Raw genomic sequence first — 20248 nt, 5'->3', positions numbered from 1 at the left:
GGGTGCAGATGGACACGATCCAGTGCACCCGCCCTGTTTCCATCGGAGCGCGCATCCAGTGAAGGGAAACCGCATGTCGTCGGCGACTCGGCGAGATCGACACAAGACCGATCGTTACCACGAGAAGCGCGAGCACATCGTCGAGGTTGCGGTGGAGTTGTTCTCCCGCAATGGGTACGCGGCCACCGGGGTCGCGGACATCGGCGAGGCGGCCGGGCTGGCCCGGGGTGCGTTGTACTACTACATCGGGTCGAAGGAAGAACTGCTCGGGGCGATTCACGACAAGGTCCTGGACCCGTTGCTGGTGGAGGGGTCGGCCGTGGTCGCGCTGGATCTCAGTTTCCCCGCACGTCTCCAGCTCATCTCGGAGTCGTTGCTGCGGCAGATCATTCACCGCCCCGATCACGTGCGCGTCTTCCTGCATGACCATCGGCATCTGGAAGGAGAACGCCGCGAGCACTTTCGCGAGAAGCGTGCGCGATTCGAGGGGCAGATCCGCAGGATTCTGCAGGACGGGGCGATCCTGGGGCAGATCGACGTGGAGGATCTCGAGTTGGCCACCCTGGCCTTCCTCAACCTGCACAACTACACATATCAGTGGGTAGGGCGGCGGGAACTGATCGTGACAGACCTCGCCGAGTTCTATTGTCGGCTGTTCCTGCACGGCGTCGCCACCGGCGAAGACCGTGCCGTCGACATCGACGAGGAAGTCGACTTCGGACGATCGGTGCTCGCCGTATTACGGGAGCGCGGGCTCGATCACTGAGTCGATTGCCGTTGCGGTCCCGTGGGCGGAGTCGTGAAACGGGACTCCGCCCACGAGCGGCCGGATCGCGATCAGGATTGCGTGGCCGCGGCGTCCTGCGCGAACAGATGGGTGAGGAAGTCTCCCGACCATGACATCAGGTCGGCCGGCACGTAATAGCCGCTCTCGTCATTGATCTCGTCCCAATGCGCCAGCACGTCGTCCGCCGTTGCGGTCTCCGCGGCGAGATAGCCCTGGGTGTGTCCGATGAAGACCCGCGCGAAGCGACCCGCGCCGGCTGCGTATATCTCGCCGCTGACCGGGCAACTCTCGTGGCTCAGCACGGCGACCATCGGAGCCACCGCCGATGGTGGCATGAACGATTCCTCGTGTGCCTGCTCGGGTTGTTCACCGAGCGGGTCGCCACCGGCCATACGGGTCTGCGCTGCCGGTGCGATCAGATTGATCTTGATGTTGTGTGGTTCGCCGGCCAGTCGCGCGCTGCGCGCCATACCGATCGTACCTGCCTTGGCTGCCGCGTACGGGAGGTTGTTCTCGAGGCCGAAGATGCCGCTGGAGGTGGTGTGCACCACGCGGCCATAACGCTTTTCGACGAAGTATGGCCACGCGGCCCGCATGGTGTTGAACGAGCCGAGCAGGTGGACATCGAGATGGCTTGCCACGTGGTCGACGTCGAGCTCGGGCAGCGTGCCGTAGCGCACGATCCCGGCATTGTTGACAAGGATGTCGATCGTGCCGAACTCGGCGATCGCACGACCGACGAGGGCCTCTGCGCCGGCGGTGGTGGAGATGTCGTTGATGTCGGACACCGCGATGCCCCCGGCGTTGACGATCTCGTCGACCACCAGGGACGCGGGGCCGGCATCCGAACCGTCTCCCTCCATCGAGGATCCGAGATCGTTGACCACTACGCTGGCTCCGAGTTCGGCCAGAAGGCGTGCATAGGCCCTACCGAGGCCACGTCCGGCACCGGTGACGACGGCGACCCTGCCGTCGAACCTCAGATCAGTCATCGTGTTTCCTCTCGCTCTGGATCGTGCACGACGCGTCGTGCTGACGCGGACTGCGGGATCGCTGTGATGGCAGTCTGAGCATAGCCCATTAAATGTACCGACCGGTCGAATTATGTGATTCAATAGGAAACTGGTTCTGCGACAGCGGTGCCCACCGGTACCCATCGACGTCAGGGAGGTCGTCGGGTGTTCTCCGAGCTGGACGTGTCGGGTAAGCGGGTCGTGATCATCGGCGCCGGCCGTGGACTCGGCGCGGTTCTCGCTCGTGCTTTTGACGCTGCTGGAGCCCATTTGGTCCTGACAGCTCGAGACGAATCTTCTCTCGACGAGGTGACCCGTGTGCTGACTCGCCGACCGGTGACCGTTGTCGGCGATGTGCGGGACGCGACGTTCGCGGAGGATATCGCGGACGCGGCACAGAGCGCTCACGGGGGGATCGACACATGGATCGCGAACGCCGGTATCTCGCCGATCGTGGCCGACGTGCAGTCGATGAGGTCCGAGAAATGGCGGGACATCATCGATGTCAACCTCACCGGGGTTTTCCGGGGGGTGCAGGTGGCGGCGCGGGTGCTCAGCGATGGTGGGCGCATCATCGTCACGAGTTCGGTACTCGGCGATCGACCTCGGTCGGGGCTGTCTGCGTACTCGGTGTCCAAGCGCGCGATCCACGCGCTCGTCGAGACACTTGCCCAGGAGGTCGGTGACCGGTCGATCACCGTGAATGCGGTTGCGCTCGGATGGTTCGACGCGGGGCTCGGGGCGTTGTGGAGCGACGACCGCAGCCGAGGCGACGAGGTGATCGATCACAGCGCGCTGAAGCGGCTGGGGACCGCGGCCGACCTCCCAGGGGCGTTCCTGTTCTTGGCTTCTGACGCGGCCGCGTTCGTCACCGGTACCACGATCACCGTCGACGGGGGCTATTCGTTGTTGTGAACGGGTCTGCGGACGACCCGCGCGGGCGTCACGAATCGGCCGTCTGCACTTGCGCCCGCCGAGCCAGGATCGATGCCGCGCCATCCGCGGCCGCTCGCACCGATGTGGCGTGTGCGCTCGGCCGAAAGCGCGTCGCCGGCCCGGTGGCGGAGATCGCGCCCAAGGGGGTGCCGTCGACGCCCAATATGGGGGCGGCGACACAGACCACGCCGAGCGTCGATTCTTCGTTCTCGTACGCCACCCCCTGCTCGATCACCTGCTCGAGCTGGGTGCGGAGCAGGCCGGGAGCCACGATGGTGTGTCGGGTACGGCGCTCCAACGGCTGAGATAGGACACGGTCGATCGCCTCCGGGCCGGAATGGGCAAGCAGTGACTTTCCGATAGCTGTGCAGTGCAACGGCATCCGGCCACCAAGACGTGACGGAACCGATGCCTGGCGGTGTCCGCCGAGTTTGCTGATGTAGACCACCTCATCTCCGTCGAGCACGCCCAGGTGCACCGTTTCCTGCGTCCGCGCAAGCAGATCCTGCATGAACGGCACCGCAACCTCGAGGACGGAGCGTTCCGCGGCGGCGCGCATACCCAGTTCGAAGAGCCCACGACCCAGGCGAAATCCCTCCGGCGAGGCGGTCAGCAGGCGGGCGAGGACGAGGTCACCGGCAATGCGATGGACGGTGGGCTTGGGAATACCGGTTCGCCGCGACAACTCCGAAAGCCCCAGCGGCCGCCCGTCGCTTCCGAACGCATCGAGAAGCCGCATCACACGACCGAGCATCGACCGCTCGTCGAGCACCCCGTCGGCCATGATCCTCCTTCAGCAATTGCCGGTCCACTCACCGGAACACTTTACTGGTCGGCGGGGGGCGCGTCCCGCAGACTGTGAATCGCTCAGCAAGGAGGAGGCCCAGTGTCCGCAACCACCGCCCACGGTGACAACAGTTCTGCCACAAGCACGAACATTGATGACCAGTTGGTCGCTGAAGCCGCCGCGCGTCTTGCCGGTGCGATGCGCACCGGTCGGCCGTGTGCTGCGGTGCGCGACCTGATCGGACCCGACAACGTGGCCGCCGCCTATCGGGTCCAGGAACAGCTCAATGCCTTGCTTGACGACGGTCGGCGCACCGTTATCGGCCGCAAGATCGGTGCGACGTCTGCGGCGGTCCAACAACAGCTCGGCGTCGATCAACCCGACTTCGGAGTCTTGTTCTCCGACATGGCATTCACCGACGGTGCAACTATCCCGATGGGGCGGCTGCTCCAACCCAAGGCGGAGGCCGAGGTCGCGTTCCGCCTTGTCGAGGACCTGGCGACCGGCAGCCTCGACGTGGCACAGTGCCGCGCGGCCGTTGGCGAGGCGGTTGCTGCCATCGAGATCGTCGACAGCCGAATCCGTGAGTGGGACATCTCGTTTGCCGACACAGTCGCCGACAACGCCTCGAGTGGGGTGTTCGTCCTCGGTGACCGGTGGCGGTTGCTGTCGGAGTTCGAACCGGTCGATGTGACGATGTCGATGAGCATCGACGGGACCGTGGTCTCCTCCGGCAGCGGCGCCGACTGCCTGGGAGACCCGCTCAACGCCCTGTCGTGGCTCGCGCGTCGAGCACGTGAGTTCGGCAACCCGCTCGAAGCGGGCCAGATCATTCTCTCCGGTGCCCTCGGACCCATGCGTCCTCTCCATCCCGGCGCCCAGATCACCGTCACCATCGGCGGACTCGGCGACGTGTCCGCGTCCTTCACCCCTGACCTGGAGGTCACAGAGCATGAGTAACGACACTGCGCGAATCAAGGTGGCCATCATCGGCTCCGGCAACATCGGCACCGATCTGATGATCAAGGTCTTGCGCACCTCGCAGCACCTGGAGATGGCGGCGATGGTGGGAATCGATCCTGATTCCGACGGACTGGCGCGCGCCGCCCGACTCGGCGTGCCCACCACACACGAAGGCGTCGACGGCCTGATCAGCCTGCCCGGCTTCGACGACATCGACATCGTCTTCGACGCCACGTCGGCAAAAGCTCACCAACACAACAGTTCACTGTTGGCGCCGCTGGGCAAACGGATGATTGATCTGACCCCTGCGGCCATCGGCCCGTTCGTGGTGCCCGCAGTCAACATCGACGATCACCTCGACGCCCCCAACGTCAACATGGTCACCTGCGGCGGCCAGGCCACCATCCCGATCGTGGCAGCGGTGTCGCGGGTGACGCCGGTCGCCTACGCCGAGATCGTCGCGTCGATCTCCTCGAAGTCGGCGGGCCCGGGGACCCGCGCCAACATCGACGAGTTCACCGAGACCACCTCGCACGCCATCGAATCCGTTGGCGGCGCTCAACGTGGCAAAGCAGTCATCATCCTCAACCCTGCCGAACCGCCACTGATCATGCGCGACACCGTGTTCTGCTTGGTCACCGCGACCGATCAGGACACCCAGGATCAGATCCGTGCGTCGGTCACCAAGATGGTCGGCGATGTTGCCGCCTATGTTCCTGGTTACCGGCTCAAGCAGGAGATTCAGATCGACCCCATACCGGCCGATCAGCCGGTCCACACCCTCGTCGGCCCGGGCTCGGCGGCACCCACACACACCGTGTCGGTATTCCTCGAGGTCGAGGGCGCAGCCCACTACCTGCCCGCCTACGCCGGAAACCTCGACATCATGACCTCGGCCGCGCTGCAGATGGCCGAGCGGATCGCCGCGCAGTCGCACGCGCAGAAAGAAGCCGTCTGATGACCACCACGCTGACTCCGACATCGATCTTCATTCAGGACGTCACGTTGCGCGACGGTATGCATGCCGTCCGCCACCGCATCACCCCGCAGGATGTCGGAAAGATCGTGGCCGCCCTCGATGCCGCCGGTGTGGACGCGATTGAGGTCGCCCACGGTGACGGCCTCGCCGGTGGTTCACTCAACTACGGCCCGGGCTCCAACAGCGACTGGGAGTGGATCGAGGAAGCCGCAGCGAACCTCACCCACGCACGGTTGACCACCCTGCTGCTGCCCGGCGTCGGTACCGTCGAGGATCTCAAGCGCGCCTACGATCTCGGTGTGCGGTCGGTGCGGGTCGCGACCCATTGCACCGAGGCAGATGTCGCCGCCCAACACATCGGCACGGCCCGCGAGATGGGAATGGACGTCTCCGGCTTCTTGATGATGAGCCACATGTCCGCGCCCGCCGATCTCGCCGGTCAGGCCAAGCTCATGCAGGACTACGGGGCCCATTGCGTGTACGTGACCGATTCCGGTGGGCGCCTGACGATGGATGGAGTTCGGGATCGCGTTCTCGCCTACCGCGACATCCTCGATGAGCGCACCGAGATCGGAATCCACGCGCACGAGAACCTGTCACTGTCGGTGGCGAACTCCGTCGTCGCGGTGGAGAACGGCGTCACCCGCGTCGACGCCTCACTGGCCGGGCACGGTGCCGGCGCCGGTAACTGCCCCATCGAGGCCTTCATCGCCGTCGCCGATCTGCTCGAGTGGAAGCACGGGTGTGACGTCTTCGCGCTACAGGACGCGGCTGACGATCTGGTCCGCCCGCTGCAGGACCGCCCGGTACGCGTGGATCGCGAAACTCTGACTCTCGGGTACGCCGGCGTCTATTCGAGCTTCCTACGCCACGCCGAGGCCGCCAGCGAACGTTACGGGATCGACGTACGCACCCTGCTGATGGAGGCCGGTCGCCGCCGACTCGTCGGCGGGCAGGAAGACATGATCATCGATATCGCCCTCACGATGAACAAGGAACGCCAGAACGGTTGAGCTTCTCTGCGCGACCCCTGCCGACACCCACCGTCGGCAGGGTCGCGTCCTTTTGTTCGATGATGTCGACGCGCCATTTGTAATGTGATTCTGGCCAACGGAATCGGATGGGGAAATCGACCTGCCCCACCGATAACGTCGCTATCCATGGACCCGAAGTTGCTCGCGCCGCAGGAAGACTTCGCCGTGCGCTCGGCGTATGCGGCGCGTACAGTCACCGCGATACCGGGCCGGCAGACCCGGTTCACGTCCTCGATCACGGCGAACGTGTGCACAATCCAGTCGCGGCGCGACCGGACGCAACGGCTACGATCGCTGAAAAGAGCGGCACACTGGCACCGGAGTGCTCCGGCTGCGGCTCGGTGGGTTGCGAAAGATGATCGCCTCAGTGATGTGCGTGCGATTCGTGTTGGACTGGCGTGCACGGGTTAAGGAGTTCGGGTATGCGGCCGCAGGTGGACCGAAAGTCCTCTGGCGGAGGATCGCAGCGACTCGCGGTGGGCGTGGCTCGACGACTCGAACAAGAGATCAAGGACCGGGGCTGGCCGATCGGTGAGGTTCTCGGGTCGGAGACGGCGCTGCGTGAACGGCTCGGGATATCTCGGTCCATCCTGCGCGAAGCAGTGCGCCTGCTCGAGAACTCGCAAGCGGCCCAGATGCGCCAGGGGCCCGGCGGTGGATTGGTCGTGTCGGTACCCGACCCGCGGTCCTCGATCCGTGGACTGGTCATCTCGCTGGAGTATCTCGGTGCCACGGTGGATCAACTGGTCTACGCGCGGTCGCTGTTCGAGCGGATGGCGATCGACCGGATCATCGATACCTTGACCGAACGCGGTGTGCAGGAGCTCAGAAGGAGTGCGGCCGGCGACGGCGGCCCGTCGATCGACTTCCACGTAACGGTGGGCGAACTGTCCGGCAATCCGCTGCTCGAACTGTTTATCGATGTGTTGTCACGGCTGACCGCCGCATACACCCAGCGCGCCTACGCCATCACCGACGACCGGAGCGGCGAGCTCGAACATGCGGCTCGGCTGCATTCCGAGCTTGCGGACGCGATCATCGCCGGCGACAAATACCTCGCCCACCAGAAGATGCTCAAGCATCTGGAGGACACGACAACCTGGCTGAGGATGTACGTCGCCCCGCTGCCGGGGGAGCGAACCGCGACCCGGCCGATGGACCCCGACCCCGGCGAACGGCCGCGCGAGAAGAAGCTCGCCGAACATGTGGCGGGCTGGATCCACGACGACATCGTCGAAGAGGGACGCCAGATCGGGGAGGTGGTGGGGTCCGAAGCCTACTTCGTCGAGAAGTACGGCGTCAGCCGCTCCGTTTTCCGCGAGGCCATCCGGATACTCGAGTATTACCGCGTCGCGCAGATGCGTCGCGGACCCGGCGGCGGACTCGTCGTCCTCGCCCCTGACCCGTTGGCGACTGTGGAGACGATAGCGCTCTATCTCGACTATCGAGGCGTCACGATCGAGAACATCCGCGCCGTCCGCGACGAACTCGAGCTAGGTGTATTGACCTGCGTCATGCGGTCGGGCCCTGTTGCTGCCGACGCCCTCCGTGCAGACGATCGCCGCAGCAGTCTGCACCTGCGCGATCGCATCGCCGACCTCAGTGGTGATCCCGTGCTGGGTCTGTTCCGGTCCGTTCTCGCACTGGTGTGGAAAGACTGCGGTGGCCCGGACTCCTCGGACGTGTGCGGTCCTGGTGACGGGCCGTCTGGCGACCGGGACGAACTGGATGCACTGGTCGACGCCGTGGTGTCCGGGGATGCCGAGCTGGCGTCGTTCCGTCTGCGCGCGCACCTGCACGCGCACCAGGAATTGTGAACGGCTGACGTCGCGCCGGCAGCCGTTTCGGCTGTGTGTGGACCCATGAAACGAGGACTCCCGAATCGAATCATTCGACTCGGGAGTCTTCGTTTCATGGGTTGACCTACGTCAGGCGTCCGCACCCGCCATATCGAGCGCGGCCAGGTACGAGAACACCATCGACGACCCGACGGGACCTCCGGCGCCCGGGTAGATCCGGCCCGTCATCGGGGCCATCGTGTTGCCGGAGGCGTAGAGACCGGCGATGACCGAGCCGTCCTCGTGCAGGACACGCGAGTGATCGTCGGTCTTGAGGCCGCCCTTGGTCCCCAGATCGGAGAGCGCGATCTTCGCCGCGTAGAACGGTGCGCGGTCGATCAACCCGATGCACGGATTGGGCCCGTCCTCGTGGGAGCCGCACATGTGTGTGATGATGCGATCCCACGGCGCGTCACCACGACCGAACGCCTCATCCTTACCGCTGCGGACGTAGTCGTTGAACTGATCGACACTGGCGACCAACGCGTCGGCCGGTACGCCGATCAGTTCGGCGAGTTCCTCGAGTGTGTCCGCCCGGTGCAGAAGGCCGGCTTCGAGGAACTCGTCGGCGTGGAACCAGCCCGGTGACTGCGGTGCAACCGGAGGCGAGGCAAACGCGCGCTCGTTGTCGAACTGTCGTTGATCGAAGACCCAGTGGACCGGGATGTGTGACACGTCGGATGCCTTGTGGTGCCGGAGGATCTCGTGTCCGGACCGGTCGTAGGGCAGCCGCTCGTTCATGAACCGCTCGCCGCCGTCATTCACCCAGATGCCGCTCCACACCGACGGATAGAACACCGGACGGTCGTTCGGGACCATCAACCCGGGCGAGAACCATGCCTCCTCGAGCAGGTCGGTCGCCGCCCCGATGTCCATACCGGCGACGAGGGCGTCGCCGGTGTTGCCCGGAGCTCCCTGTGACCAATCGGCGCGGGCCTCGGGCTGGTACTTCTTGCGGAGCTCTGCGTTTCGCTCGAATCCGCCGGCGGCGAGAAGTACGCCGCGCCTCGCCGACAACGTGACGGGCTCTCCGTTCGACGTCGCCTCGACGCCGACGACACGCCCGTCCTCGACGACGAGCCGGTCCAATCCGGTGTTCGTGCGGACAGTGCCGTTCCCGGTTGCGGTGAACGCGAGCAGCAGGCGGCCGATCAACGCCTGCCCGCCGGTCATCTCGTCGCCCGGATACTCGCCGGACCGCTCGGCCCACTGCGGTCGGCGTACCAGTGGTTCCAGGTCACCGAGGGCGGCACGCTCGAGCGGTTGCGGAAAGATCGTGCGTCCTGCGGGAAGGGCGTTGGTGGCCTTCTCGAAGTAATCGGGGACACCTTGCCAGAAGAACTGTCCGAGCTGCGGGAAGCTCTCGAGTTCGTCGATCATCGGGGCGCCGATCCGCAGGAATGCCTCTCGCAGCGCGCTCGGCGCATCGTCGCCGACGATGTCATCGAGATAGGCCCGGGCCTTGTCGGGACCCGAGTCGACACCACCGCGACGTTCGGCGGCATTGCCCGGAAGCCAGAGACCCGAGCCCGAGTAGGCGGTGGTACCGCCGACGAATTCGGTCTTCTCGATGACGAGGGTCTTCAGGCCACGGGACGCGGCGGCGAGGGCGCCCACCAACCCCGCTCCGGAACCGACGACGATGACGTCGTAGATGTCATCGGACTCATTGTTCTGCAATGTATCTACCCTTCTGGTGAAGCGAAAACTCCGGACTGATCGTTACGTCAGGCGACTGCGTTCGACGCCTGCTCCAGCTTGGTGAAGACCGACGCGCCGTTCTCGTCGAGCTCCATGACTTCGACAAAATGGCCGAGTTCGGCAGTGAGGTCGAGATATCCGAAACGAACGCCGCCGGTGACGCCGTACTGGGCCCAGGACCGACCGCTCTTCTCCACGATCGCCGACGCCTCGTCGAAGTCGTCCACCCGGAAACCCGCGTGGTGGAAGGTGGCAGGTGCTCCGAGACGAATGCCGTTGCGATACAAGTCCACTCGCCCGCTCACCGGACGGATGATCTCGAGATTGGTGGGTCCCGCGTTGACCAGCGCGACGTCGATGACCCATTCGTCGGCGAGTGTGCCGTCGACGACGATGTGGGGACCATCCGTGGCGTCGCCGAGCGGGCGCCCAAGTGACGACCGATAGCTCTTGACGCATTGCACTGTCCCGAGCTTCGATTCGAGAAACTCCGCGGCGGCATCGAGGTCGTCTGCGACGTAGCCCAGCTGCAAGGTGTTTCGGAGTAGATCGCTCAGTGATTTCATCGGGCATCCTCGTTCCAAGACTGTCGTCGACGGTGATGCTTTCTCGGCGACAGCGAGGCACACGCCGATTCCACACCAGGATTCACTGTCGTCTCGCCGGGTGGTTGGCGTCCACCGTGCGTACCGTCTGGTGGAATGGCCATGGTGCGGCCCGATGTACCGACCCCGATCCGTCCACCGGGATGATTGTCTTGACGTTGTCGCACCATCACCCGACGATGGCCGAATGATGACTGGCACCGACGATTTTCCGCCCGCCGCGCAGCGCCGCATCAGCGGCTTTCCTGCGGGGATCGAGTTGACGGAGATCGCCGCGCGGGCATCGGTGTCGGCGTTTTCCCGAACAGACGCCGAACGCATCGAGCATGTCCTGATCTCGATTCGACGTACGCTTGCGCAGCTGGAGAAGCTCGGCCCGGTCGATGAGGAACTGCTGGAGGTCAATCCGACCGCAGGGCTGGTGATCGAGCGTATTCTCGCGAACCTGCTCGACCTCATCGTCGATGTGAACACTGCTGTGGGTCAAGGGTTCGGCGCCCGGCCGTCGGCTGGTTTCACCGAGTCGTGCGAGGCGGCGATCGCGGTGGGTCTGATCGATCATGTTCTCGCCGAAGAACTTCGGCCCGTCGAGGGCCCGCACCACGTGGTACTGCAGCTGTGCCTGGACTCCGACCCCGGGCAGGCGGAGGCGGTCGTCGTGCGGGCGGTGAGCGCCTTTCAGGACTTCGAGCGGCGGGCGATCGCATGGCATGGGCAGCTCGGCCGGGAGTGACCCCGATGACGTGGACTCAGTCGAGGATGTCGCGGACCTCGATGGACTCGTGGCCGGCGAGTGACATCTCACGGGCCGTCGTCATGTGCTTGTTCCAGTGGGCGAACGCGGCATCGCCGTCGCGCTCCCGAATCAGCTTGATCAACCGCCGCAGCGACCGGACGAACAACCGGTAGCGCTCCTGACCGGCGTCGGCGTTGGCGAACGACCGGTCACGCGAGACGTTGGTCGTGTGTCGCTCGAAGATCTCGTGCAACATACCCGCGATCAACGCGAGTGCCGCGTTGCCGGACAGCTGCACCATCCGGAGGTGGAAACGGGCGGCCGCGGCTCCGAAATCTCCTGCGGCGAATGCCACCGGGATCTCCTCGTCGATCATCGTCTCGAGTTCGGCGAAGGCTTCCTCGGAGCCGGACTCGGCCAAGATGCGTGCAGCAGCGGGTTCGATCGCCTCACGTGCGACGAAGACATCCTCGATCGTGGCTCCGGAGAGTTCCAGGAGAAGCGACGCCGGACGGGCCACCACCTCCGGTCCCGGGACGCATACACGCGCGCCCGAGCGGGACCCTCGACGGACCTCCACCAGCCGCTCCGCCTCGAGCACTCGAACCGCCTCGCGCAGCGTGGGACGGCTCACCGAGAAGTGCTCCATCAGCTCTGCTTCGTGGGGGAGGTGATCTCCATCCTTCAATTCGCCGTCGACGATCATGCGGCGGAGCTTGCCCGCGACCAGCTCGGCGGTCTTCGGTGTGCGGATCGCGCGTCCCGACAGCGGCCGCTGATCGAAGACCGGGGCGACTGTGGATTGTTCGGCCATGCGTTTCACCACCGCTTTCAAGGATGACTATGAGTACCCGGTAAACAAGCCCAGAGTACCTGCTATCGCGTCTCGACATGCTAGCGCGAATCTTTGGCTAACATAGATAACTATGTTAGCGTAGTGCAACTGCGGCGTAGCGACTGTTCATCGCCGCCTGTCCCGCGTGTCGGCCTGTCCCCAGGAGCAGCAATGTTGAAAACCCGGTTCACCGAGGAATTCGGTGTGGACCATCCGATCGTGCAGGGCGGCATGATGCATGTGGGCCGCGCCGAACTCGCCGCAGCGGTCTCCGACGCCGGCGGCCTCGGCATCATCACCGCGTTGACGCAGCCGTCCCCCGAAGCGCTGGGGCGCGAGATCGCCAGATGTCGGACGATGACGGACAAGCCCTTCGGCGTCAATCTGACGCTGACGCTGTCGATCAACCCGCCGCCGTACGAAGAGTTGCGGCAGGTGATCATCGACTCGGGAGTGCCGATCGTCGAGACTGCGGGATCCGATCCGACGGTTCACGTTGAGCACCTCAAGGCCAACGGTATCAAGGTGATTCACAAGTGCACCAGTGTGCGCCACGCGCTGAAAGCCCAGGCGCTCGGAGCGGATGCGGTGAGCATCGATGGATTCGAGTGTGCCGGACACCCCGGGGAGGATGACATTCCGGGACTCGTTCTCATACCTGCCGCGGCCGACGCGTTGTCGATTCCGTTCATCGCCTCCGGCGGTTTCGCGGACGGCCGAGGGCTTGCCGCTGCGCTCGCGCTGGGGGCGGACGGCATCAACATGGGAACCAGGTTCATGTGCACGCAGGAGAGCCCGATCCACCAGAACATCAAGGAACGGATCGTGGCGGCCTCCGAACTCGACACCCAGCTGATCTTCCGTCAACTGCGCAACACGATGCGGGTGTCGCGCAACACGGTCAGTGAAGAAGTGGTCGAGATCCTGAACAAGGGCGGACGGTTCAAGGATGTCAAGGAACTCGTCGCGGGAACGCGTGGACGCAAGGTCTACGAAGATGGCGATGCGGAACTCGGTACGTGGACGGTCGGCATGGTCCAAGGCCTGATCAACGACATTCCGCCGGCCGGCGAGGTGGTTCGCCGGACTGTGCACGAGGCGGAGACCCGACTACTCGGGCTGACTCGCGAGACCTTCGTCGACCGGGCCGAGGCGGTCTGACTTTCGATGAGTGATGTTGCAGTGCAGAATGATCCGTCGACCGAAGCGCCACCCTTGCTCGTCGAGAGAGACGGCTTCGTCACCGTCCTCACGCTCAACCGGCCTGATCGGCGAAACGCCATCAACCGCGCAATGCGCAAGGCGCTGAAGAAGGAACTGTGGCGGGCTGACGGCGACGACGATGTCCGAGCGGTCGTGATCACCGGTGCGGGGACCAGTTTCAGCTCGGGCGTCGATCTCCCCGAGGCGCTCTCCGGGCCGTCGCCGCGGACGGAGGGGCCGACGCCGGCGCAGGTGCTGCGCGCGATCTCCAAGCCGGTGATCGCGGCGGTGAACGGCCCCTGTTACACCGGGGGTTACGAACTCGCGGTGAACTGCTCGTTCATCATCGCCTCGGACCACGCCGAGTTCGCGGACACGCACGCTCAGATCGGATTGCTCAACGGGTGGGGCGGAAGCGCGATGCTGCCACGCATGGTGGGACTGCCTGCCGCGATTCAGTTCGTGCTGAGCGGAGAGCCGATCGACGGCACCACCGCCGCTGCGATCGGTCTCGCGAACGAGGTCGTCGACCACGACGCCCTGATGGGTCGAACGCTCGAGATCGCTCACAAGATCGCACAGGGACACCCGGGAGCCGTCCAGCGAATGCTGCGACTGCTCAAAGAGGGTGCTGGAGCGTCGTTGTCGCATGCGTTGAACCTCGAAGCCGAGGCGGCGGTCACGTTCCGCAGCGACAGTCGGGACGTCGGCGCGCGGTTCAGCAGCCGAAGTACGCAGAAGAACTGACCGAGGAGAGGTGGCGACGTGAAGCGGCAGGAAACCGCGGTTGCGGTGGACGACGGAATCGGCGACTGGCGGGTTCGGCTGACCGCTCTGCTCGACGACTACCGTGGGCGACCGCGACCCACCACGTCGCGCGACAGGTTGGAACGATCGATCGCCTGGCAGTCCGAGCTGGTGGATGCCGGGCTCGCCGCGCCGGGCTGGCCGGCGGCGGTCGGAGGCATGGAGCTCTCCCTGGAGGATCAGCTCGACTACTACCGGATGACCTCGGGCGCGGGCGCGCCCAAGCATCCCTGCGCGATGTCGTTCATCGTCGCGCCCACGATCATCGTGCACGGCACGCAGGAGCAGCGAGATCGATTCCTGGAACCCTTGCTGCGTGCTGACGAATTCTGGTGCCAGGGCTTCTCCGAGCCCGGCGCGGGCAGTGATCTCGCCTCGTTGTCGACCCGGGCGGTCCGTGACGGCGACTCGTATCGGGTGACCGGTCAAAAGGTCTGGACGACAAAGGCGGACCGGGCCGACTGGATGTTCGCTCTCGTCCGGACCGGGCCGGCCGGTCGGAGTACCTCGGGGATCACGTACCTGTTGATACCGATGGATGCTCCCGGCATCGAGGTCCGCCCACTCCGCGACGCAGCGGGCGGACACCACTTCGCGGAGATCTTCTTCGATGACGTCGTGGTTCCGGTGGTCAACCGACTCGGCGAGGAGGGTGAGGGATGGTCCATCATGCGGACGTCCCTGGGCCATGAGCGGGCGACCGCGTTCCTGGCCGACGAGTTCCGCTACCGCTCGACCGTGGACAAGGTGCTGCGCCTCGCCGTCGATCGCGGTTACGCCGACGACCCGCTGGTGCGGCAGGAGCTGGCGCGGGTCGAGACATCGGTCCGAAGCATCACCGCCAACAGTGCACGGGCGCTCGATGCGGTCCTGCGCGGTGGCGATCCGGGCGGTGTCGCATCGGTGAACAGGCTGGTGAAATCCGAGTTCGAGCAACACCTGCATCGACTTGCGCTGCGGCTGACCGGCAACGGCGCGGTGCTGGGTGCGCGCTCGGCCGGGGTCGTGGAGAACGGCCGGTGGACCTACGGTTACCTGATGTCGCGTGCTGCGACGATCGGCGCGGGGACCTCGGAGATCCAACGGAACACCATCGCGGAGAGTGTCCTGGGGCTGCCGTCGCATCGCGGCGAGGGAACGCGTCCGCGCACCGTGGTGCCTGGTCGCCCGCTCACGACGCCCGGCGACGACGAGTCCGCGATCCGGGAGGCGCTGCGCGGGGCGATCGCAGCGCGTGTCGACACGAGCGAAGTCCTTGGGCGGGAAGGTGATCCCGGCGGATACGACGTCGCCTTGTGGCGTGACCTGGTGGCGTTCGGGCTGCCCGGCCTGTCCGCTCCGGAGGGACTCGGCGGAGGTGGAGCGCCCGACCGGCTGCTGTGTGCGGCCGTCGAGGAGGTGGCCTACCACCTCGCGCCGGTCCCCCTGGTGCCGACCGCGATCGCGCTACAGCTCCTGCTGTCGTGCGACCCGGGTGAGACCGTCGAAGCCGTGATCGCCGGTGTACCTGCCGCCTTCGTGGTGCCGATCGACGACCGGGGCTGGTCATTCGACGCCTGGTTGCCCACGCTGAGGGGCGGTCGACTCGACGGCGCCGTCGACCGGGTGGCGGGTGCACCCGCGGCCGAGGTGTTGGTGGTCGCGGCGCGCGACGCCGACACCGGTGAGCTCCGACTCGTCACGGTGGATCCGTCCGTCGCGTCGGTCACGGTGCAGCAGTCGATCGATCTCACCGCCACTGTCGGCGCCGTATCGTTTGTCGACGTGCCGGCCACTGTGGTCGCATCGGGAACGGCCGCGGTGGACGCGCTCGTCTTCGCCCGTCGACATGCCCAGCTGTTGATCGCGGCGGATTCCGTGGGTGTCGCGAACCGGGCGTTGTCGCTCGCCGTCGAGTGGGCGGGTCAACGACAGCAGTTCGGTCAGGCGATCGGCTCGTTTCAGGCGATCTCGCACAAGTGCGCGGATCTACTGGTGGGTGCGGAGGGTGCACGCGGTCAGGTGTTGGCCGCAGCGGACCTGGCGGCGTCGGAGTCCGATGCGGCTGTCGCAGCAGACCTCGCGTGTGCGGAGGCGTTGAGTGTGGCCGTGCGATCGGGCGAGGAATGCATCCAGATCCACGGCGGCATCGGCTTCACCTGGGAGCATCCCGCCCACCTGTTGTTGCGCAGAGCGACGGCGAACGAGGCGTGGCTGGTGCGGCCCGAGGTGATGCGCGACCGGGCCGTCGAGGAACTCGTGCGCCGACTCCGATGACCGGCACCCGCCTGCCTGGGTGGGGACTGGACCTACCTACCTGAAGCGAAGCAGCCCCTCCTGCATGGTGCTGGCGAGCAGAATGCCGTCGCGATCGAAGAGTCGACCGCTGCTGATGCCGCGACCGTTGCCCATCCAGTAGCCGTGTTGCTCGTAGAGGTGCCATTCGTCGGCGCGGAAGGGGGCGTGCAGCCAAACCGCGTGGTCGAGGCTCGCCAGTTGCATGCCCGGAGTGTCGATGTGTCGGGCGTGTGGCGGTAATGCTGCCGAGAGCAGGAACAGATCCGAGCAATACGCGAACCCGGCGGCGTGGGTCAGCGGGTTGTCGTCGAGCGATTCACATGTCCTGATCCACGCGCGTTGCACCGGCGGGCGCGGTTCGCCGCGCCTGTTCGCCAGGCGCGGATACTCTTCGGGGAAGCGGAATTCCACGCCGACGGTGGAAAGCAGACGGCGCAGCCAGCGGGCATCGCCGAGATCGGACGCGCTCACACTGTCTTCGAATCGGGGGAGTGCCTCCGGTGTCGGCGCCGGGGTCGCGGTGGTGTCCTGGTGCGCGAGTCCGTGCTCGGCCTGCTGGAACGACACCGTGGCGATCAAGACGATCCGATCACCCTGGCTGCCCCGGACCTGACGCGTGGAGAACGTTTCGCCGTCCCGGATCCGTTCGACGGTGTAGTCGACCGGCACGTCGGAACGCCCCGGGTGGATGAAGTGGCCGTGCAACGAGTGCGGACGGTGGTCGTTGTGGACGGTGCGCCCGGCCGCGGTCATCGCCTGCCCGAGAGTCTGGCCGCCATACACACGGCGGGCTCGGGTGTACGAGTCGCCGCGAAAGGAGTCCGGGCCGCACGCACAGACGTCGAGGATGCCGCCGACGGACGGGCGATCGATCGAGGACGAGGCACCGGTCCCGGGGCTCAGCGGCACGGTCAGCGAGGCGCGAATCGCTGTCCGGCGTCGAGGCGCAGCGCCTGGCCGTTCAGCATGGGATTGTCGACGATCGCCAGCGCGAGCTTCGCGTATTCCTCGGGGCGACCCATGCGCTTGGGGAACGCGGCGTCGGCCACGAGCGGAGCCACCTGCTCGTCGGTGAACTTGGCGGTCGCGCCGGTGGCGAACAGGCTCGGTGCGATGGCCATCGCCCGGATGCCCTGTGGACCGAGGTCGCGTGCCATGACCAGCGACATGGCCGCGATGCCGGCCTTGGCGGCACTGTAGGCGACCTGCCCGATCTGGCCTTCGTAGGCGGCGATCGACGACGTGTTGATGATGACGCCGCGCTCCTCGTCCTCCGGCTCGTTGTGCGACATGTGAAACGCCTGGAGCCGGTTGAGGTTGAAGGTCGAGACGAGATTCAGATTGATCACGTTCTGGAAGCTCTCGAGATCGTGCGGACCGCTGCGGCCGAGGGTCCGCTTCACTGTTCCGCCTCCGGCGGTGTTGACCGCCACGTGCAGGGCGCCGAGTTCGTTCACGGCGTTCTGCAGCGACTGCTCTGCCCCGTCGAAGTCGGTGATGTCGATGGGATGGAAGATGCCGCCGAGTGCGCCCGCGACCTCCTTGCCCGAACTGCTCTCACGATCGAGAATCGCTACATCTGCCCCGGCCGCGGCGAGGGCATCTGCGGTCGCCCGGCCCATACCCGACGCCCCACCGACGACGACGGCCTTCTTGCCTCTGATGTTCATGTTGCTGTCCTTAATGTCTGGAAGATCGGAGTAGCTCCTAGTTCACTTATAGTACTATCTAAACTATGTGGTCGATGCGGGTCGCCGGAAGTCGGCGCGACCGCGGGCGCCACTCTCTGGAATTCGCTCGTGAGATGGAGGAATTGTGATTCTCAAGGTCGGTCAGTCCCTGGCCAGTGCAGTCGATACCACGACCGTCGTCGTAGTCCGTTCCACAGAGGGGAATGTGACGTTGACGTGCGGAGGCGTCGCGATGTCCGATGGCAAGAGTCCCACCGGGACGGATCGGGGATAGACGCCGAGCATATCGGCGGAGCGCTTCTCGGTAAGCGCTACGTCGACGAGGCGTCCGGGCTGGAGGTGTTGTGTACCAAGGCCGGTCAGGGGCGCCTCGCGCTCGACGGTGCGGTGTTGGAGATCAAGGCCGCCAAGCCGCTCCCGTCCTCGGACTGAGTGCTTCGACACCGAACGACGAGCGGAGTGACGCGTGAATATTTCCATGCTGCTGGACATGGCGGTGGACGGTTTCGGAGACCGGGTTGTCATCGGCCGCAGGGCTGCTGGGCTGACCGCTTCTCGTCTCGACGAACTCGCGAGGATCGGTGCCCAGGCGGTGCGTCGGTCTGGCGCTGATTCGATCGTGTATCTGGCGGTCAACGGTCCGGCGTTCCCGGTTGCGATGTTCGCCGCGGCGCGTGCAGGCGTTCCGCTCGTCCCGGTGAACTACCGATTGGGCGGTGAACAGCTCGACGCTCTGCTGGCCAACCACCCGCAGGCGATGGGCATCGCCGATCCGGAGCAGGTCGCGGTGCTCGAGCGTGCCGGGCTCGACGTCCGCACGCCGACCGAGTGGCTGGACGAACTCTCCGCGGCGTCGGCCGGCGATGACGCGGCGGACCTCGAATCCGACTCGGACGCCGCGGCCGTGATCATCTACACCTCGGGCACCACGTCGGCGCCCAAGGGTGTCCTGCTGCGCCACGAGAACCTCACGTCGTACGTATTCGGCTCTGTCGAGTTCGCGAACGCCGACGAGACCGATGCCGCACTGGTCAGCGTGCCTCCGTATCACATCGCCGCGGTGGCGAACGTGATCACGAATCTCTACGCCGGGCGCCGGACGATGGTCCTCGAACAGTTCACGCCGCAGCAGTGGCTCGACACTGTTCGCACCGAGTGCATCACGAACGCTCTCGTGGTGCCCACCATGCTCGCGCGCATTGTCGATTCCGGCGTCGATCCTTTGATCCCGACGCTGCGCGGACTCGCCTACGGCGGCGCGCCCATGCCCACGCGGGTCATCGAGCGTGCGCTGCAGATGTGGCCGGAGGTCGACTTCGTCAACGCCTACGGCCTCACCGAGACCAGTTCCACCATCGCCGTTCTCGGCCCCGACGAGCATCGCGCCGCGGTCGAATCGTCGGACCCGGCGGTTCGGGCTCGTCTCGCATCCGTCGGGATTCCGGTGCCGGGCGTCGAGATCGAGATCCGTGGCGACGACGACGTTCTCGGCCCGGGCCAGGTCGGCCGGATCTGCGTGGCGGGTGATCAGGTCTCCGCCGAGTATGCCGGCGTGGGCCGGATGGTCGACGATCGTGGCTACTTCGACACTCGCGACGAGGGCTATCTGGACGCCGACGGGTACCTCTTCGTCGGCGGTCGCGTCGACGACACCATCATCCGCGGCGCGGAGAACATCGCGCCTGCCGAGATCGAGGACGTCATCCTCCGACATCCCGCGGTGTCCGACGTCGCAGTGGTCGGCCTGCCTGACGAGGAATGGGGACAGCGGATCGAGGCGGTCGTGGTGCTTCGTCCAGGCGTGACCGTCGAGGCCGACGAGCTTCGATCGTTCGTTCGAAGTTCGTTGCGCAGCAGCAAAACTCCCGACAACATCGTGTACTGGGACGATCTGCCCCGGACTGAGACCGGCAAGCTCGTGCGTCGGCATGTCGTCGACCGGCTCGGCGCGAAGACCTCTCCGGTGTGACCACGATCCGCGTTTCCCCCACCCACAACCGACGGCCCGCACGCGGGCGCGTCACCGGCGTCGACTTGTTCCGCGCCCACCGACTAC

At 65.8% G+C, this 20248-nt stretch carries 19 protein-coding genes; 12 read left to right on the top strand and 7 right to left on the bottom strand.

The genetic code is table 11. The annotated features are described in order from the left end of the window. The first annotated feature begins 73 nt into the window (after positions 1 to 73). A complete protein-coding gene (locus D7316_RS12525; protein ID WP_124708538.1) occupies positions 74 to 766 on the top strand; it encodes a TetR/AcrR family transcriptional regulator in 693 nt (230 codons plus the stop codon). 71 nt (positions 767 to 837) lie between these two features. Here the strand turns inward: D7316_RS12525 and D7316_RS12520 are convergent, their stop codons facing one another. After that, positions 838 to 1779, bottom strand: a complete 942-nt coding sequence (locus tag D7316_RS12520) for an SDR family NAD(P)-dependent oxidoreductase (RefSeq protein WP_124708537.1) — start codon at positions 1777 to 1779, stop codon at positions 838 to 840. A 147-nt stretch (positions 1780 to 1926) separates the two neighbouring features. On the opposite strand from D7316_RS12520, the gene D7316_RS12515 reads away from it, so the two are divergent. Beyond that, entirely contained in the window at positions 1927 to 2715 is a 789-nt protein-coding gene (locus D7316_RS12515) for an SDR family NAD(P)-dependent oxidoreductase (protein WP_331852568.1), read from the top strand. A 28-nt stretch (positions 2716 to 2743) separates the two neighbouring features. Here the strand turns inward: D7316_RS12515 and D7316_RS12510 are convergent, their stop codons facing one another. Next, positions 2744 to 3520, bottom strand: a complete 777-nt coding sequence (locus tag D7316_RS12510) for an IclR family transcriptional regulator (protein ID WP_124708535.1) — start codon at positions 3518 to 3520, stop codon at positions 2744 to 2746. Between the two features lie 102 nt (positions 3521 to 3622). On the opposite strand from D7316_RS12510, the gene D7316_RS12505 reads away from it, so the two are divergent. From D7316_RS12505 to D7316_RS12490, 4 genes are all read left to right on the top strand, one after another. Further along, positions 3623 to 4483, top strand: coding sequence for a 2-keto-4-pentenoate hydratase (locus D7316_RS12505; RefSeq protein WP_408610002.1), 861 nt, complete (start codon positions 3623 to 3625; stop codon positions 4481 to 4483). Beyond that, the gene (locus tag D7316_RS12500; RefSeq protein ID WP_124708534.1) at positions 4476 to 5444 is read left to right on the top strand and encodes an acetaldehyde dehydrogenase (acetylating); all 969 of its coding nucleotides are present in this window, start codon (positions 4476 to 4478) and stop codon (positions 5442 to 5444) included. The genes D7316_RS12505 and D7316_RS12500 overlap by 8 nt, the downstream gene beginning before the upstream one ends. After that, positions 5444 to 6478 (top strand): 4-hydroxy-2-oxovalerate aldolase, encoded by a 1035-nt coding sequence (gene dmpG, locus D7316_RS12495; protein WP_124708533.1) that lies wholly within the window; start codon positions 5444 to 5446, stop codon positions 6476 to 6478. Before D7316_RS12500 ends, dmpG begins: the two co-directional genes overlap by 1 nt. A gap of 503 nt (positions 6479 to 6981) precedes the next feature. Continuing rightward, complete coding sequence (locus tag D7316_RS12490) at positions 6982 to 8316, top strand: FadR/GntR family transcriptional regulator (RefSeq protein WP_164473781.1); 1335 nt, start codon at positions 6982 to 6984, stop codon at positions 8314 to 8316. A gap of 111 nt (positions 8317 to 8427) precedes the next feature. Here the strand turns inward: D7316_RS12490 and D7316_RS12485 are convergent, their stop codons facing one another. Continuing rightward, positions 8428 to 10017 (bottom strand): FAD-dependent oxidoreductase, encoded by a 1590-nt coding sequence (locus D7316_RS12485; protein WP_124708531.1) that lies wholly within the window; start codon positions 10015 to 10017, stop codon positions 8428 to 8430. Positions 10018 to 10064: 47 nt separating this feature from the next. Next, positions 10065 to 10604, bottom strand: a complete 540-nt coding sequence (locus D7316_RS12480; protein ID WP_197718230.1) for a VOC family protein — start codon at positions 10602 to 10604, stop codon at positions 10065 to 10067. Positions 10605 to 10833: 229 nt separating this feature from the next. Between D7316_RS12480 and D7316_RS12475 the strand changes: the two genes are divergently transcribed. Then, complete coding sequence (locus tag D7316_RS12475; RefSeq protein WP_124708530.1) at positions 10834 to 11376, top strand: hypothetical protein; 543 nt, start codon at positions 10834 to 10836, stop codon at positions 11374 to 11376. 16 nt (positions 11377 to 11392) lie between these two features. Here D7316_RS12475 and D7316_RS12470 read toward each other — a convergent pair whose 3' ends face one another. Then, positions 11393 to 12193 carry a FadR/GntR family transcriptional regulator gene (locus D7316_RS12470; RefSeq protein ID WP_124708529.1) on the bottom strand — a complete coding sequence of 267 codons (801 nt, stop codon included), beginning with the start codon at positions 12191 to 12193 and terminating at the stop codon, positions 11393 to 11395. 192 nt (positions 12194 to 12385) lie between these two features. On the opposite strand from D7316_RS12470, the gene D7316_RS12465 reads away from it, so the two are divergent. The 3 genes from D7316_RS12465 to D7316_RS12455 are packed head-to-tail and all read left to right on the top strand — an operon-like array spanning position 12386 to position 16480. Beyond that, a complete protein-coding gene (locus D7316_RS12465) occupies positions 12386 to 13375 on the top strand; it encodes an NAD(P)H-dependent flavin oxidoreductase (protein ID WP_124708528.1) in 990 nt (329 codons plus the stop codon). A gap of 6 nt (positions 13376 to 13381) precedes the next feature. After that, a complete protein-coding gene (locus D7316_RS12460; RefSeq protein ID WP_124708527.1) occupies positions 13382 to 14164 on the top strand; it encodes an enoyl-CoA hydratase/isomerase family protein in 783 nt (260 codons plus the stop codon). Positions 14165 to 14182: 18 nt separating this feature from the next. Further along, entirely contained in the window at positions 14183 to 16480 is a 2298-nt protein-coding gene (locus D7316_RS12455) for an acyl-CoA dehydrogenase family protein (protein WP_232016888.1), read from the top strand. A gap of 36 nt (positions 16481 to 16516) precedes the next feature. Here D7316_RS12455 and D7316_RS12450 read toward each other — a convergent pair whose 3' ends face one another. Then, entirely contained in the window at positions 16517 to 17410 is an 894-nt protein-coding gene (locus D7316_RS12450; RefSeq protein WP_124708526.1) for an acyl-CoA thioesterase, read from the bottom strand. Between the two features lie 2 nt (positions 17411 to 17412). Next, entirely contained in the window at positions 17413 to 18171 is a 759-nt protein-coding gene (locus D7316_RS12445) for an SDR family NAD(P)-dependent oxidoreductase (RefSeq protein ID WP_124708525.1), read from the bottom strand. Positions 18172 to 18408: 237 nt separating this feature from the next. Between D7316_RS12445 and D7316_RS12440 the strand changes: the two genes are divergently transcribed. After that, the gene (locus tag D7316_RS12440) at positions 18409 to 18624 is read left to right on the top strand and encodes a hypothetical protein (RefSeq protein ID WP_232016887.1); all 216 of its coding nucleotides are present in this window, start codon (positions 18409 to 18411) and stop codon (positions 18622 to 18624) included. 34 nt (positions 18625 to 18658) lie between these two features. Next, positions 18659 to 20161, top strand: a complete 1503-nt coding sequence (locus tag D7316_RS12435; protein WP_124708524.1) for a class I adenylate-forming enzyme family protein — start codon at positions 18659 to 18661, stop codon at positions 20159 to 20161. Positions 20162 to 20248 lie beyond the last annotated feature (87 nt).

It is taken from the genome of Gordonia insulae, assembly GCF_003855095.1.
Classification (GTDB): domain Bacteria; phylum Actinomycetota; class Actinomycetes; order Mycobacteriales; family Mycobacteriaceae; genus Gordonia; species Gordonia insulae.
Note: the sequence above shows the minus strand (reverse complement) of the source record. Positions and strands in the feature narration are given on the sequence as shown.

What these genes read in the sequence shown, in the direction of transcription:
- D7316_RS12500 (WP_124708534.1), top strand. Translation starts at nt 4,476, where the DNA reads ATGAGTAACGACACTGCGCGAATCAAGGTGGCCATCATCGGCTCCGGC.
- D7316_RS12510 (WP_124708535.1), bottom strand. Translation starts at nt 3,520, where the DNA reads ATGGCCGACGGGGTGCTCGACGAGCGGTCGATGCTCGGTCGTGTGATG.
- D7316_RS12520 (WP_124708537.1), bottom strand. Translation starts at nt 1,779, where the DNA reads ATGACTGATCTGAGGTTCGACGGCAGGGTCGCCGTCGTCACCGGTGCC.
- D7316_RS12460 (WP_124708527.1), top strand. Translation starts at nt 13,382, where the DNA reads ATGAGTGATGTTGCAGTGCAGAATGATCCGTCGACCGAAGCGCCACCC.
- D7316_RS12470 (WP_124708529.1), bottom strand. Translation starts at nt 12,193, where the DNA reads ATGGCCGAACAATCCACAGTCGCCCCGGTCTTCGATCAGCGGCCGCTG.
- D7316_RS12445 (WP_124708525.1), bottom strand. Translation starts at nt 18,171, where the DNA reads ATGAACATCAGAGGCAAGAAGGCCGTCGTCGTCGGTGGGGCGTCGGGT.
- D7316_RS12525 (WP_124708538.1), top strand. Translation starts at nt 74, where the DNA reads ATGTCGTCGGCGACTCGGCGAGATCGACACAAGACCGATCGTTACCAC.
- dmpG (WP_124708533.1), top strand. Translation starts at nt 5,444, where the DNA reads ATGACCACCACGCTGACTCCGACATCGATCTTCATTCAGGACGTCACG.
- D7316_RS12480 (WP_197718230.1), bottom strand. Translation starts at nt 10,604, where the DNA reads ATGAAATCACTGAGCGATCTACTCCGAAACACCTTGCAGCTGGGCTAC.
- D7316_RS12475 (WP_124708530.1), top strand. Translation starts at nt 10,834, where the DNA reads ATGACTGGCACCGACGATTTTCCGCCCGCCGCGCAGCGCCGCATCAGC.
- D7316_RS12465 (WP_124708528.1), top strand. Translation starts at nt 12,386, where the DNA reads ATGTTGAAAACCCGGTTCACCGAGGAATTCGGTGTGGACCATCCGATC.